Genomic DNA, 14,185 nt, shown 5'->3' on the forward strand with positions numbered 1-14,185 from the left:
CGACCTGTCGTGGGGCAGATGCGGACGCTGCGCCGCCTCCGTTGCGCCATGACGACCGCGCCACCAGAATCCGTCTTGTGAGCATGGACCCCGCAGTGAGCAATCCCGAGTCCTACCAGGTCATCTTCGAGAACGACCGGGTCCGCGTGCTCGAGTACCGGGACCGGCCGGGACACCGCACCACGCCGCACGCCCACCCGGACAGCGTCATGTACACGTTGTCCGGCTTCCGCCGTCGGCTGATCTCGGGCGATCAGGAACGCGAGGTGGAGCTCGAGGCCGGTCAGGCGATGTGGCTTTCGGCGCAGCAGCACGCGGGGCACAACATCGGCGACACCGAGACGCACGTCCTCTTCGTGGAGCTGAAACCGTAGGGTCGGCAGGTCTCGGAACCACACACCTGGGTGGGCGCCCGCACTACAGTGATTCTCTGGTGTGCCGGGAAGTCTGGTCGGCGTTGACCGTCCGACCCCAGGAGCCCGGATGCACGATGTCACTTCATTCGCGCTGGTGGTCGTGGTGGCAGCGGTCGCACTGCTGCTCGCGGTGGGCTCCAGCAGGATCACGGCTCTGACCCAGATTCCGAGCCCTGCGCTGTTCCTACTCGCAGCCTCGGTGTCGGCCGACATGTTCCCCGACCTCGGGTCCCTGAGCATCAAGGTCGACCAACGGATCGTCACTGTTGCCCTGGTCGTGCTCCTGTTCGACGGTGGGATGCACATCGGGCTGTCCCGCTTCCGCCCCGTGGCCGACCGGGTGTTGTGGCTGGGCGTGGCAGGAACGCTCGTGACCGGCCTCGGGCTCGCCGTCGGCGCGCACGCCCTCTTCGGGTTCGGATGGAGAGCGAGCCTTCTGCTCGGGACCGCCCTCGCGCCCACCGACCCGGCCACCGTCTTCTCGGTGCTGGGCCGGCGCGAGGTCACCGGCACGACGGGCACCCTGCTGGAGGGCGAGGCAGGGACCAACGATCCGGTCGGGATCGCCCTGATGGTCGCCATCCTCAGCGCGAGTGGCGGTGGGCCAGGAGCGATCGCACACGGCAGCGTGGAGTTCGCGCTGCAGATGGGCATCGGGCTCCTCGGGGGCTTCGCCGGTGGTCACGTCCTGCGCTGGCTCCTTCGACATCTCCCCCTGCCGAACGAGGCGCTGTACCCGTTGCGGACCATTGCGTTCGCGCTCCTCATCTACGGCGTCACCACCCTGGCGCACGGGTCCGGCTTCCTGGCCGTCCTGCTCGCCGGCATCATGGTCGGTGACACCCGAGCGCCGTACAAGCGGGAGATCGAGCACTTCGCCTCCGGGCTGGCGAGCCTCGCGGAGATCGTGGCCTTCACCATCCTGGGACTCTCCATCCCGCTGACAACGGCGATCGGGCACGGCCGAGGATGGACTGCTCTCGGTATCGCAGCACTGCTCGCTCTGATCGTCCGCCCCGTGCTCGTGGGCCTGGTGCTGTGGCCGGTCAAGCTGCACCTCGGCGAGCGTGCGTTCGTACTCTGGGCCGGCCTCAAGGGCGTGGTGCCCATCCTGCTCGGCACCTACATCGTCGCCGAGCGCGAGCCCGGGGCCGAGCGTCTCTACTCGATCATCTTCGTCACTGTCCTGCTCTCGGTCGTGGTGCAAGGCGGTCTGGTGCCGGCGCTCGCCCGAGCGTGGCGGATCCCGATGCGCGTGGTAGATCCCGAGCCGTGGGCGATGGGAATGCGGTTCCGCGACAGACCCGAGGGGCTCCAGCGGTACGTCGTCGAGCCGGGGTCGCCTGCGGCCGGCACAACCCTGCGGGACCTCCCACTCGACGAGGACGTCTGGGTCAGCGTCGTCAGCCGAGCCGGCAGCATGGTGCGCGTCAACGGGGCCACCGTGCTCGAACCAGGCGACGAGGTGCTCGCGATCACGGCCGACGCGGCTCTCGCTGAGGGGCTCTTCCGCTCCGCATGATCGGCGTTCGCCGCCACTTACGGCGCAGGCTGAGCGACGAGATCGAGCCCTGCGGTCCCGGTAGCCAGGGCCGCGCTCACCATCGCGGACCGCCGGTGGTCCGGCCTACGAGCTGCCGCGGCGACCATGGTCGCCGCGTGCGTCGCGTCGATGACGATGTCCGGGACGCGGGTGCGGGCTCCGAGGGCCAGGTCGGCCACTCCCTGGGCGAGGAGTCGGCCGCCGAGGACCCGCACGATGATCCAGGTCCGGGGGTCGCCACGGTCCGGTGCGCCGATGGCGTCGAGCAGCCGGCCCGGGGCGGCGAGGCACAGGCCTCCCAGCACCAGCCGGGCCGCGGTGGCCGGCCTCACCGACGTGCCGCCCGGACCATCGCGGCGGTCGCCCCGGCCAGGAGCGCCAGCCCTGCGGCGTACACCGTGCGGTGGTGCTGGGAGGCCCAGACCTGCGGCGAGCGGCTGTGGGCCTGCTCGTCGAAGAGCCCGTGGGCACCGAAGTCTCGCCCGTCCGCGCCGTCCGCCGGCTCCCAGAGGTTCGCCGGCTGGTCCGGAGGCTTGGGCTGGCCGGTCTGCTGGGCGCCGAAGCCGGTGCGGGCGAGGTAGCGGTCGAGCAGGCCCGGAGCGACGGCGTTGACGAGGAGGGTCGCGGCGGTGGTCTCGCCGACCCAGTACTCGCGCCGCCGCGGGTGGTCGGCCGCGTACACGACAGCCCGGGCGGCGACCTCGGGCTGGTAGATCGGCGGCACCGGCTGCGCCTGGTGCGGCAGCCGGGAGAGGACCCACGAGAACTGCGGGGTGTTGACCGCGGGCATCTGCACCATCGTGACGTGGACGTTGCTGCCGTCGTGCAGCAGCTCGGTGCGAAGAGCTTCGTGGAAACCCTGGGTGGCGTGCTTGGCGCCGCAGTAGGCGCTCTGCAACGGGATGCCGCGGTAGGCGAGGGTGGACCCGACCTGCACGATCGTGCCGCGGTCTCGAGGCATCATCCGACGCAACGCGGCGCGAGTTCCGTTCACGAAGCCGAGGTAGGTCACCTTGGTGACCCGTTCGAACTCCTCGGGCTCGATGTCGACGAAGCGCGAGAACACCGAGGTGAACGCGACGTTGACCCAGACGTCGATCTCGCCGAGATCCTCCTCGACCTGGGCCGCGACCTTGTCGACGGCCTGCGCGTCCGCGGTGTCGACCGCGTAGACACCCGCGGTGCCGCCGAGCGCCTCGACGTCGGCCCGGGCGCCGTCGAGTCCACGCTCGCCACGAGCCAGCAGGGCCACGGTCGCCTCTCGCTCGGCGAACAGCTTGGCGGTGGCGCGGCCGATGCCGCCGGACGCGCCGGTGACGACGACGACGCGCGACGCGTCAGAATCCTTGCTCATGGGTGCTCCCGGCTGTGTCGGTGGTCAGGGTGTGGGCGCTCTCGATCAGGAGGGCGTGGACGAATGCCTGCGGCAGGTTGCCGCGCAGCTGGCGCTGCACGACGTCGAACTCCTCGGTGAACAGGCCGGGCGGTCCGAGCGCCCCGCGGGTGCGCTCGAACCAGCGGAGGGCGCCGCGCACGTCGCCCTGCTGATGCGAGGTCAGCGCCAGGTGGAAGCCGCAGAGCAGGAACGCACCCTCGGCCTCGTGCAGCGGCCCTGGTTGCTGGCGGAACCGGTAGACGTAACCGTCCCAGGCCAGCTCGTCGACCACGGCCTTCCACGTCGCGACGGTGCGTGGGTCGTCTGCGGGGACGGCCCCTCGAAGCGCGGGGAGCAGCAGCGAGGCGTCGACCTCCGGATCGTCCGGAGCGCGTTGCCACCGTCCGTCGGGGTGGAGGGAGTCCTGCGAGACGTCGGCCAGGATGCGGTCGGCGAGCCCCGCCCAGTCGGCGGACCGGTCCGGACGCCGGGCCGCGACGGACCGCAGCCCGGCCACGCAGGCCAGGCGGGAGTGGGCCCACCGTCGCGGCGCGAGCTCCCAGATGCCGGCGTCCGGCTCGTCGTACCGTTGGGCGATCGCGTCGGCCGCCACCTCGGCCGCCTTCCAGCCCTCCGCGTCGAGGGCGTCCAGGCGGTCCGCGGAAGAGAAGAGCAGGAGCGCCTCGCCGAAGGCGTCGAGCTGGAACTGGCCACGCACCTGGTTGCCCGCTCGGACGTCCGGCGCGCCCGGGTAGCCCGGGAGGTCGAGGGGGCGCTGCTCCGGGACCGGGTCCCCGTCGGTGGTGTACGCCGGAACCAGCTGCGGTCCGTCGTCCAGCAACCGGTCGCGGACGAAACCGACTGCGCTGTCCAGAAGGCCGCCACCGCCGGCGACGGCGACGGCCTGTCCGGTGAAGCACTGGTCGCGGATCCAGGCATAGCGGTAGTCGTAGTCACGACCCTGCTCCGCACGCTCGGGCAACGACGTGGTGGCCGCCGCGACCATCGCGCCGTCGCGGCTCGTCAGGCCGCGCAGGACCGCCCAGGAGTGGGCGACGTCGCGGGGGGCGAGCGAGTCGTCGCCACGCGGCACGGCCCTGCGCCACGCCTCCTCGGTCAGGTGCCACGCGCGGTCCGGGTCGGGCGGGTCGTCGTCGAAGGCTCCGTCGGAGACCTCGAGGACCAGGTCGTGGTGCTCGTCGGCAGCCACGTCCAGCTCGAGGTACGTCGAGCCGTCACGGGCGACGTCCACGGCACCGCCGCCGGGTACGCCGCTCCAGCGCAGGTGCAGCGCGCCCGTCCGGCCGGTCCAGATCCCGTCATCTCCTCGGCGCAGTCGCATCCGCTCGGCTCCGAACCCCGCCCGGCAGTCGAGGAGGACCGCGACCCGGGTCGGCCCCCGCGCCGCCTCGACCCGGCGCAGCAACGTCAGCCGGCGGCGCTCCCCCGGGAAGACGAGGGCTTCCCGGGACTCGACGACCTCCGCCCCGGTGGTCCAACGGCTGCGCCAGATCAGGCTCCCGGCCTCATAGCTCCCACCCCAGGTGAAGCGCCGGCCGGCAGGACGCACGACGTACGTGCCACGACCCCCGAGGAGGTCGCTGAAGACGGCGTCGTCGTGCCATCTCGGTGCGCAGAGGAAAGCCACGTCGCCGCGCGGTCCGATCAGCGCCCCGCGCTCGCCGTCGGCCAGAAGTGCGTACTGGCGCAGGGTCTCCGGGCTCGTGGTCAGCCGGGGCTCAGCCACAGCGACCGCCGTACGCCGCGAGGTCGGGTGTCCGGACGGCCAGGCCGTGTCCCGGCGAGTCGGGCGGCATGATCGCGCCGTCCTCGGGTGTCGGGAAGCCGTCGAGGAACCGCTCCTCGATGCGTACGTGGTCCTCGAACCACTCGAGGTGTCGCAGGTTCGGCGTGGCCATCGCCACCGGCGCGTGCAGTGCGGGGGAGCAGTGCCCGGACACCTCGAGGCCGTACGCCGCGGCCAGCGCGACGATGCGGAGCCACTCGGTGTAGCCACCACACCGAGTGACGTCCACCTGCACGCAGTCGACGGTCTCGCCGGCCAGCAGGTGGGCGAAGTACGCAAGGCTGTCGCCGTACTCGCCGGCGGCGACGTCGGGTGTCACACCTTCTCGTACCCGTCTGAGTCCCGTGTGATCGTCGGAGCTGACCGGTTCCTCGAACCAGGTCACCCCGTGCTCGTCCAGGGATCGTCCCAGCCGCACTGCCTGCTGGGCCGTGTAGCCGCCGTTGGCGTCGACGTACACCTCGACGTCGGGGCCCACGGTCTGCCGCACCAGCCGCACCCGCTCGAGGTCGCGCCGCGCGTTGCCTCCCCACGACTCCCCGATCTTGATCTTCACCCGCGGGATGCCCTGCGAGACCCAGCCGTCGACCTGCTCACGCAGCAGGTCCTCGGGATCGGTGGTGAAGCCGCCGCTGCCGTAGATCGGTACGTCGTCGCGGACCGAGCCGAGCAGACGGTGCAGCGGCAGCCCGAGCAGCCGTGCCTCGAGGTCCCACAGAGCCGTGTCGACCGCCGAGATCGCCATCGACACCAGCCCTGGCCGACCGGCGTTCCGTACGGCGCGCACCACGGCCTCCCAGGTGCCGCGGACGTCGAGGGCCGACCGTCCGACCACCACGTCGGCCAGGAGGTCGCGCACGACCGCGGCGGCGGGAGCCGGTGCGTAGCTCCAGCCCAGTCCGCTCGGCAGCGCGGGATCGCCGACGCGCACCGTCACCAGGACCCAGGTCGTGGCGTCCCAGGTGAGCGTTCCGTCGCCCTCGGGGCGGTCCGTGGGGATCGTGTACGCCGACGCCTCGACCGAGGTGATCGGGACGTCGGGACCCGCCGCTCGCTCAGGTGTCGGCATGGGCGTTCGGCAGGAGCTCCTGGGCCTTGGTCTTGAGCCCCTCCTTGATCACTCCCCACCTCGACGTGTCGCCCTTGATCAACGCGGCGGCCATGTCGGTCATCTGCTCGAGGGTCGCGTGCGGCGGGATGGGCGGGACGTCGGGGTCGCAGTGCACGTCGAGCACGAACGGCCGGTCGGCGGTCAGTGCCTGCCGCCAGGCGTCCGCCAGCTGTTCCGGGTCGGTGATCGTCAGTGCTCCGAGCCCGATCGAGGCGGCGAAGTCGGCGTACGACGTGTCGGGGAGCGCCTGCGACTCGACGAACCGCGGGGTGCCGCCCATGGCTCGAAGCTCCCAGGTGACCTGGTTCAGGTCGTTGTTGTGGAGGACCGCGACGACGAGCCGCGGGTCGCTCCACTCCCGGTGGTAGCGCGCGATCGTGAGCAGCTCCGCGAGGCCGTTCATCTGCATCGCGCCGTCACCCTCGAAGGCGATCGCCGGCCGGTCCGGGTGGGCGAACTTGGCGCCGATGGCGTAGGGCACGGCCGGACCCATCGTGGCCAGGGTGCCCGAGAGCGTGCCGCGCATCGTGCCGCGCATCCGCACCTGCCGGGCGTACCAGTTGGCGGCCGAGCCGCTGTCGGCCGCGATCAGGCAGTTCTCGGGAGCCTGCTCGGAGAACTCGCTGAAGATGCGCATCGGGTTGATCGGCTTGGCGGCGACGTGCGCCTCGGCGTCCATCACCTCCCACCAGCGGGTGACCTTCTTCTCGATCCCCTCGCGCCAGCCCCGGTCCTCCTTCCGCTCCAGCCTGGGGATCAGCGCCTGCAGAGTCGCTCGCGCATCGCCGACGAGGTTGACCTCGTAGGGGTAGCGCATCCCGATCAGGGTGCCGTCGATGTCGATCTGGACGGCGCGCGCCTGGTCGAGCTCGGGCATGAACTGCGTGTAGGGGAAGTTCGACCCGACGGTCAGCAGGGTGTCGCAGTCCTGCATCATCTCGTAGCTCGGCCGGGTGCCCAGCAGCCCGATGGAGCCGGTCACGAACGGCAGCTCGTCGGAGAGCACGTCCTTGCCGAGCAGCGCCTTGGCGACGCCGGCGCCCAGCAGCTCGGCGACCTGCACGACCTCGTCGGCCGCGCCGCGTGCACCCTGCCCGATCAGCAGGGCGACCTTCGAGCCTGCGTTGAGGATGTCGGCCGCGGCCCGGACGGCCGCGTCGTCGGCGTCGACGGTGGGCCAGCTCGTGCCCACGCTCGACGGCACCATCTTGAAGGCGTGCGTGGGTGGTTCGTACTCCAGCTCCTGCACGTCGTTCGGGATGATGACGGCCGTCGGAGCACGCCGGCTGGTCGCCACCCGGATGGCGCGGTCCAGCACGTTGGGGAGCTGCTCGGGGACCGTGACCATCTGCACGTAGTCGCTGGCGACGTCCTTGAACAGGCTGAGCAGGTCGACCTCCTGCTGGTAGCTCCCGCCCATCGCGGTCCGGTTCGTCTGGCCGACGATCGCGACCACCGGGACGTGGTCGAGCTTCGCGTCGTACAGGCCGTTGAGCAGGTGGATGGCCCCCGGGCCCGAGGTCGCCATGCAGATCGCAGGCCCGCCGCCGAACTTGGCGTAGCCGACGGCCTCGAACGCCGCCATCTCCTCGTGCCGTGCCTGGATGAACCGGGGCTGGTCGTCGGCCCGGGAGAACGCGCCAAGGAGGCCGTTGATGCCGTCTCCGGGGTAGCCGAAGACCTGCTCCACCCCCCACTCGCGAAGACGCTCGAGCAGACGGTCGGCGACGGTGGTGCTCATGGTGTTCCTCCTCGGGGTGGGGATGTGACGTCCTGACCGACCCGCAGCAGGTCGGCGAGGAGCTCGGCGAGGTGCACGCCCTCCCGGCCCCCGCTGTCGAGGTCGTGGATCTGGGTGCGGCACGAGAACCCGTCGGCGAGCACGACGGTGTCGTCGCTCGCCTGGCGGATCCGCGGCAGCAGCGTCTGCTCGGCCAGAGCGCGGCTGACGTCGCCGTGACCGGCCGTGAAGCCGAAGTTGCCAGCCAGGCCGCAGCAGCCGGAGTCGAGCCGCTCGACGTCGACACCGGCCCTCTCGAGCAGGTCGCGATCGGCGTCCCACTTCATGATCGCGTGCTGGTGGCAGTGGACCTGGGCGATCGCCCGTGCGTCGTACGTCGCGCGCGGCGGCGCCCAGCCGTCGGTGTGCTGGGTGAGCAGCTCGGCGAGCGTGACCGTGTGGTCCTTCAGCCGGTTCGCGTCCTGGTCATCGGGGAAGAGCTCGTGCATGTCCGACCGGAAGACCGCAGTACAGCTGGGCTCGAGGCCGAGGACGAGACCACCGGAGCGGACGTGCGGCGCGAGCCGGCGGATCGTCCGCCGCAGGACGCGGCGAGCCACACCGAGCTGTCCCGTCGAGATCCAGGTGAGTCCGCAGCACAGGCTCTCCGTCGGCACGACGACGTCCCAGCCGGCCGACTCGAGCACCTCGACGGCGGCCCGGCCGACCTGGGGATGGAAGTGGTTGGTGAACGTGTCCGGCCAGAGCAGGACCCTGCCTCGCGTCGCCGGCCGGTGGGCGTCTGCCGCCACGCGACCGCGACGGCGCCACCACTGCTGGAGGGTCTCCGGCGCGAACGCGGGGATCGGTCGTGGCTCGAGGCCGGCGGCCCGGGTGAGAGCCCGCGCCGCGAGCCGTTGGGAGGTGACGGCGTTGATCGCCGTGGCCGTCCCGGTCCGGGCCACGAGCGCAGCGGCTGCGGGCAGCCAGCCCGTGGTGTAGTCGGCCCGCGGGCGCAGCCGGTGTCGGTAGTGCTGGGCGAGGAACTCCGCCTTGTACGTCGCCATGTCGACGTTGGCGGGGCAGTCGCTCTTGCAGCCCTTGCAGGCCAGACAGAGGTCGAGCGCCTCCTTGACCTCCTGGGACCTCCAGCCGTCGGTCACGGTGCCGTCGGGATGTCCGTCCAGCATCTCGAAGAGGAGCCGGGCGCGGCCCCGCGTGGAGTGCTCCTCCTCGTGGGTCACCTGGTACGACGGGCACATCACCGTCCCGCCGTCGTTCTCGTGCTTGCGGCACTTGCCCACCCCGACACAGCGGCTGGCGGCTTGCCCGAACGAGTGCCCGTCGTCGGGATAGGCGAAGAACAGCGGCGTCAGGTCGCGCGGAGCCCAGTGCCCGCCGAACCGCAGGTGCCGGTCCAGCGGAGCCGGGTGGACGACCTTGCCCGGGTTCATCCGGTCCTGGGGGTCGAAGAGGGCCTTCACGTCCTCGAAGAGCTCGACGACCTCCTGGCCGAACATCCGCGGGAGCAGCTCTCCGCGGGTCTGACCGTCGCCGTGCTCGCCGGACAGCGAACCGCCGTACGACGCGACCAGGTCCGCCGCACGCTCCAGGAAGCGGCGGTACGTCGCGACTCCTTCGGTTGTGTAGAGGTCGAAGGGGATCCGGGTGTGCACGCAACCCTGACCGAAGTGGCCGTACAGGCTGGGCCCCACGTCGGAGGCGTAGCCGAACTCCTCGTAGAGCGCCCGGAGGTCGCGCAGATAGTCGCCGAGCCGGTCGACCGGCACGGCGGAGTCCTCCCAGCCCTCCCACGTGTCGGGGCGGTCGGGCACGTGCGCGGTCGCGCCCAGCCCCGCCTCACGCACCTGCCAGAGCTCGTCCTCGCGGGTCGGGTCGTCCATGAGGGCGACGTCCGGGTCGTGCTCGGTCTCACCGAGCGCGTCGAGCATCGCGTGTGCCCTGCGGTCCGCCTCCTCGGTCGTGTCACCGCCGAACTGGACCATGAGGTAGCCGTCCCCCTTCGGCAGCTCCTCCAGGGCCTGGTGGTTCATCCCCTTCAGCTGCTCGTCGTGGATCAGGTAGTGGTCGACACCCTCGAGGGCGATCGGGTCGTGCTCGACGATGTCGGGCACGGCGTCGGCGGCGGCGGCGATGTTGTCGAACCCCAGGACGACGAGGGTGCGTTCCTTGACGACCGGCACCAGCTCCAGCTCGGCGTGCAGGATCGTCACCAACGTGGACTCGCTCCCGACGAGGAAGCCGGCCAGGTCGAAACCGTGCTCGGGGAGCAGAGAGTCGAGGTTGTAGCCCGACACCCGGCGCGGGATGTCCGGATAGCGCTCGCGGATCAGGTCAGCGTGCTCCTCGCGCATCCGACGAAGGGTCCGGTAGATCTGGGAGCGGCGGTCTCCCGTCCGCTCGATGACCTCGTAGTCACGGTCGTCGGTACGCCGTGCGGTGAACCGCGTGCCGTCGTACAGCAGCACGTCGAGCGAGGCGATGTTGTCGACCACCTTGCCGGTGCGCTGTGCGGTCGCGCCGCAGGAGTTGTTGCCGATCATCCCGCCGAGCGTGCAGTTCTGGTGGGTCGCCGGCTCCGGGCCGAACCGGAGCCCGGTCGGCGCCAGGTGTCGGTTCAGGACGTCGAGAACGATGCCTGGCTCGACAACGCACCGCCGGCTCTCCTCGTCGACCGACACGACGTGGTGGCAGTACTTGGTGAAGTCGAGCACGACCGCCTCGTTCGTGCACTGTCCGGCCAGGCTGGTCCCCCCGCCACGGTTGACGATCGGCAGGTCGTGCTCGCGGCAGACCCCGACTGCTTCGACCGCGGCCTCGATGGTGCGCGGCACCACGACGCCGATCGGGACCTGCCGGAAGTTCGAGGCGTCCGTGGAGTACGCCGCGCGTGACCCGTCGTCGAACCGCACCTCACCGTCGATGCGTTCGCGCAACGCCGCGACGACCCCCGGGACCGTCGTCGCGAGATCTGTGCGTGACAGCGCCATCACCCTCCTCCCGGCCGACCCGTACCCGAACACCGCCGTCGTACCCACCGTTGCCCTGTATATGCGTGTGCGCATGTAACCTTCGGGTCATGGATCGCGACGAGCGCGCGACGTCGGCCGAAGCCCTGACGGCGGCCAGTGGCGCTCTCCTGGCCATCGCCGTCCGCTCGGTTGCCGCCGGTCCGGTGGACCTGACCGTCGCCCAGCACCGGGTCCTCGTCCTCGTGGAGAGCCACGAGGTTCTCTCGGTCAACGACGTGGCGGAGCAGCTCGGAGTCGACCAGTCCAACGCGAGCCGCCACTGCTCACGCCTGGCCGGACTGGGTCTGGTCACGCGCACCCGGGCACGGCACGACGGCCGGGCGGTCGACGTACAACTCACCCCTGCCGGCCGGCGACAGGTCGAGGCCGTTCGTGATGCCCGGCGGACCGAGATCCGGCGCGTGCTCGACCGCATGTCCGACCGGTCCGTGCGCGAGGCGGTACGCGGCTTCACGACGTTCGACGAAGCGGCCGACGCCATCGCCAGGGACTCGCTCCAGCGTCCCGCTGCCTACGCGACCGGGAAATCGAAGTAGGTGTCCCGGTGAGGTTCGTCCTTCAAGGTGTAGTGCCACCACTCGGAGTCGTAGGCACTGAAACCACACGCCTCCATCACTGAACGAAGGTGCGCACGGTTTCTGGCCTCGACCTCTGTGATTCCCCGTGCTCCGTGATGCGAGATGGTGTCCATCAGGTCATGGTCACCGCCCATCTGGGCGAGCTCACCGGTGGCCAGGTGGTACAGCGTGAGGTCGATGGTGCTGCCCCGACTGTGGCCCGACCTGGTGGCGACGTATCCCTGCTCGAACATCGCGGCCCGGTCGATGTTGGGGTAGTGGCGCTGCTTCGTGCGGCCGTCCTCCGGTTCGTGTGCCCACTGAAGGAAGCGGTCCACGGCGCGTTGCGGGCGGTAGCCGTCCCAGAGGAGCAGGCCGAAGCCACGGCGTGCGGCCTCCGCTTGCGCCCGGTCCAGGGCTGCGCACAACGCCTGCGTACCGATGACGCGATTGGCCAGGTACCCGTCCACCGGCTTGCCGGTGAAGTTGTCCCACGTCGCGTACTTGGCATCCCACCGGATGCCGGGCACGACCTCGTCGACGAAGACGAAGTCGGCGTTCATCGCTGCTTCCCGCACAGTGTCTGCGACACCAGGCGGTCGACCACCTCGGAGAGCGGCAGCCCTGCGGCCGCCATCATCCGCGGGTAGCGGCTGTAGGAGGTCATGCCGGGCAGCGTGTTCACCTCGTTGAGCACCACCGTCCCGTCCTCCTGGAGGAACAGGTCCACCCGGGCCAGGCCTCTGCAGCCCAGGGCCCGGTACAGGGTCTTGGCCGTCTCCTGGACGAGCAGGCGAGACTCGGCCGAGATGTCCGCGGGAACGATGAAGGTGGAGTTGTCGGAACCGCTTTCTGGTTCCTTCTCCTGGTGGATCTTGAAGAAGCCGTGCGTGAGAGCGATCCGGTCGACCTCGCCGGCCACCAGCCCGAATCGTTCGCTCAGGATGGCGCACCCGACCTCGCTTCCGACGACAGCCTCTTCGACCAGCACCTTCGAGTCGTACTTCCGTGCTGCCTGGACCGCAGCGAGCAGCTCCTCTTCTCGAGTCACCTTGCTGACGCCGAACGACGAGCCCGAGCGAGCCGGCTTGACGAAGACCGGATAGGTGAACTGGTCGGGCACGACCTGCTCACTCGCCGTCACGGTCCAGAAGTTCGGCGTGGCGATGCCCGCGCTTCGAGCGACGACATAGGCCAGGGACTTGTCCATGCACACCGCGGAGCTCTGGACATCGCAGCCGATGTAGGGGATGCCGGACAGCTCCAACAGACCCTGGATCGCGCCGTCCTCGCCGAGCTTGCCATGCAGGACGGGGAACACCAGGTCGAGGCCGATCGTCTCGTACTGCCCGTTGTCCAGGACGAGCAAGCCGGGTGCGCTTCTGTCCGGTGACAGCACAACCGGACGGCCGTTGCCGTTCTCCCAGCTCGTGCCCGGGCCGTCACACAGCTTCCACGCTCCGTCGTTCGTGATCCCGATCCAGAACGGTTCGTACTTCTCCGTGTCGAGGCTGATGGCGACCTCGTGCGCGGACTTGACGGAGATGGGGTGTTCTTCAGAGCTTCCTCCGAACACGACTCCGATCTTCAACCTATCCACGCCGGTTCCTGCTTTCGTATCTCAGGCAGTTGGTGAGGGTGTTCTCGACCATGTCGCGCACGGCGTGGTCGGTGTAGTAGGCCGTGTGCGGGCTGATCAGCACGTTCGGCATCCCCTGGAGCCGCAGGAGCGGTGTGCTGACGACGGGTCTGTTCCGGAGGTCGGCGTAGAAGACCCCTTCCTCCCCCTCGAGGACGTCCAGCGCCGCACCCCCCAAGCTGCCGTTCTCCAGTGCTGACACGAGGGCCTCGGTGTCCAGGAGTGCACCGCGTCCGGTGTTGACGATGACCGCGCCCTGCTTCATCTGCTCGATCCGACGGCGGTCGAGGAGATGGTGGGTGTCCGCGGTGAGCGGGGTGTGGAGCGTCACGATGTCGCTCTGCTCCAGCAGCTCATCGAGACGAACGTGTCCTGCCAGGTCCTGGGGACGGTTGTCATGGGTCAGCACCCGGCCGCCGAAACCTCGCAGCCGGTCCACGACGGCGGAGCCGATGCGACCCGTTCCGACCACCCCGACGGTGAGATCGCGCAGCTCCTTGCCGCGTACGTCGTTCAACCTGAAGTCATGGGTGTCGGCCCGGCCGATGACGGACTTGGCGTGCCGTACCGCCATCAGCATCAACATCAGCGTGTAGTCCGCGACGCTGTCGGGCGAGTAGGTGACACCCTCGACACAGATGCCGAGGCTCTCGGCGTACCTGACGTCGATGTGGTCGTTGCCGATGCTCCTGGTGGAGAGGTACCTCACGCCGGCTCGGCCGAGCGCACGGAGAGTGGGGTTCGTGATCGGCGTCTTGTGGCCGACGCTGATGCATCGGTCTCCGAGTGCCAGCTCCACGTTGGCTTCGGTCACCGCCGCCTCGGTGAGGGTCGGCATGACTCCGAAGCGAGGCGCCAGCTCACAGAACAGCTCGGCCTCGTCCCGCGCGCACCCGTAGACGGTGATGCCGGGGGCAGCCACGTGTGCTGGTTCGGTGCAGGTCACGAACCCCAGTGAAGGCAG

Annotated in this window: 12 protein-coding genes; 3 read left to right on the top strand and 9 right to left on the bottom strand. The window is 70.2% G+C overall.

Annotated elements, in window-relative coordinates:
• Positions 1–77: 77 nt before the first annotated feature.
• Complete coding sequence (locus VGJ24_RS10980; protein WP_331500621.1) at positions 78–374, top strand: hypothetical protein; 297 nt, start codon at positions 78–80, stop codon at positions 372–374.
• Positions 375–483: 109 nt separating this feature from the next.
• Positions 484–1,938 carry a cation:proton antiporter gene (locus VGJ24_RS10985; RefSeq protein ID WP_331500622.1) on the top strand — a complete coding sequence of 485 codons (1,455 nt, stop codon included), beginning with the start codon at positions 484–486 and terminating at the stop codon, positions 1,936–1,938.
• A gap of 17 nt (positions 1,939–1,955) precedes the next feature.
• On the opposite strand, the gene VGJ24_RS10990 is transcribed toward VGJ24_RS10985, so the two are convergent.
• The 6 genes from VGJ24_RS10990 to VGJ24_RS11015 are packed head-to-tail and all read right to left on the bottom strand — an operon-like array spanning position 1,956 to position 10,983.
• Positions 1,956–2,291 carry a hypothetical protein gene (locus tag VGJ24_RS10990; protein WP_331500623.1) on the bottom strand — a complete coding sequence of 112 codons (336 nt, stop codon included), beginning with the start codon at positions 2,289–2,291 and terminating at the stop codon, positions 1,956–1,958.
• Positions 2,288–3,313 (bottom strand): SDR family oxidoreductase, encoded by a 1,026-nt coding sequence (locus tag VGJ24_RS10995; protein ID WP_331500625.1) that lies wholly within the window; start codon positions 3,311–3,313, stop codon positions 2,288–2,290. Before VGJ24_RS10995 ends, VGJ24_RS10990 begins: the two co-directional genes overlap by 4 nt.
• On the bottom strand, positions 3,297–5,081 hold the full coding sequence (locus VGJ24_RS11000) for a glycoside hydrolase family 15 protein (protein ID WP_331500627.1): 1,785 nt from the start codon (positions 5,079–5,081) through the stop codon (positions 3,297–3,299). Before VGJ24_RS11000 ends, VGJ24_RS10995 begins: the two co-directional genes overlap by 17 nt.
• Positions 5,074–6,210 carry an enolase C-terminal domain-like protein gene (locus VGJ24_RS11005; RefSeq protein WP_331500628.1) on the bottom strand — a complete coding sequence of 379 codons (1,137 nt, stop codon included), beginning with the start codon at positions 6,208–6,210 and terminating at the stop codon, positions 5,074–5,076. The genes VGJ24_RS11000 and VGJ24_RS11005 overlap by 8 nt, the downstream gene beginning before the upstream one ends.
• Positions 6,197–7,993: a thiamine pyrophosphate-requiring protein gene (locus tag VGJ24_RS11010; protein ID WP_331500629.1), complete on the bottom strand. Its 1,797-nt coding sequence runs from the start codon at positions 7,991–7,993 to the stop codon at positions 6,197–6,199. Before VGJ24_RS11010 ends, VGJ24_RS11005 begins: the two co-directional genes overlap by 14 nt.
• Positions 7,990–10,983: an FAD-binding and (Fe-S)-binding domain-containing protein gene (locus VGJ24_RS11015; RefSeq protein ID WP_331500630.1), complete on the bottom strand. Its 2,994-nt coding sequence runs from the start codon at positions 10,981–10,983 to the stop codon at positions 7,990–7,992. The genes VGJ24_RS11010 and VGJ24_RS11015 overlap by 4 nt, the downstream gene beginning before the upstream one ends.
• Positions 10,984–11,072: 89 nt before the next feature.
• Between VGJ24_RS11015 and VGJ24_RS11020 the strand changes: the two genes are divergently transcribed.
• The gene (locus tag VGJ24_RS11020) at positions 11,073–11,561 is read left to right on the top strand and encodes a MarR family transcriptional regulator (RefSeq protein WP_331500631.1); all 489 of its coding nucleotides are present in this window, start codon (positions 11,073–11,075) and stop codon (positions 11,559–11,561) included.
• Here VGJ24_RS11020 and vanX read toward each other — a convergent pair.
• The 3 genes from vanX to VGJ24_RS11035 are packed head-to-tail and all read right to left on the bottom strand — an operon-like array spanning position 11,537 to position 14,143.
• Positions 11,537–12,145, bottom strand: a complete 609-nt coding sequence (gene vanX, locus VGJ24_RS11025; protein WP_331500632.1) for a D-Ala-D-Ala dipeptidase VanX — start codon at positions 12,143–12,145, stop codon at positions 11,537–11,539. The genes VGJ24_RS11020 and vanX overlap by 25 nt on opposite strands.
• Positions 12,142–13,182, bottom strand: a complete 1,041-nt coding sequence (vanA, locus tag VGJ24_RS11030; RefSeq protein ID WP_331500633.1) for a D-alanine--(R)-lactate ligase — start codon at positions 13,180–13,182, stop codon at positions 12,142–12,144. Before vanA ends, vanX begins: the two co-directional genes overlap by 4 nt.
• On the bottom strand, positions 13,175–14,143 hold the full coding sequence (locus VGJ24_RS11035) for a D-isomer specific 2-hydroxyacid dehydrogenase family protein (protein WP_331500727.1): 969 nt from the start codon (positions 14,141–14,143) through the stop codon (positions 13,175–13,177). The genes vanA and VGJ24_RS11035 overlap by 8 nt, the downstream gene beginning before the upstream one ends.
• Positions 14,144–14,185 lie beyond the last annotated feature (42 nt).

Origin of the sequence: Nocardioides sp. (assembly GCF_036493135.1) — a bacterium.
Taxonomy (GTDB): domain Bacteria; phylum Actinomycetota; class Actinomycetes; order Propionibacteriales; family Nocardioidaceae; genus Nocardioides.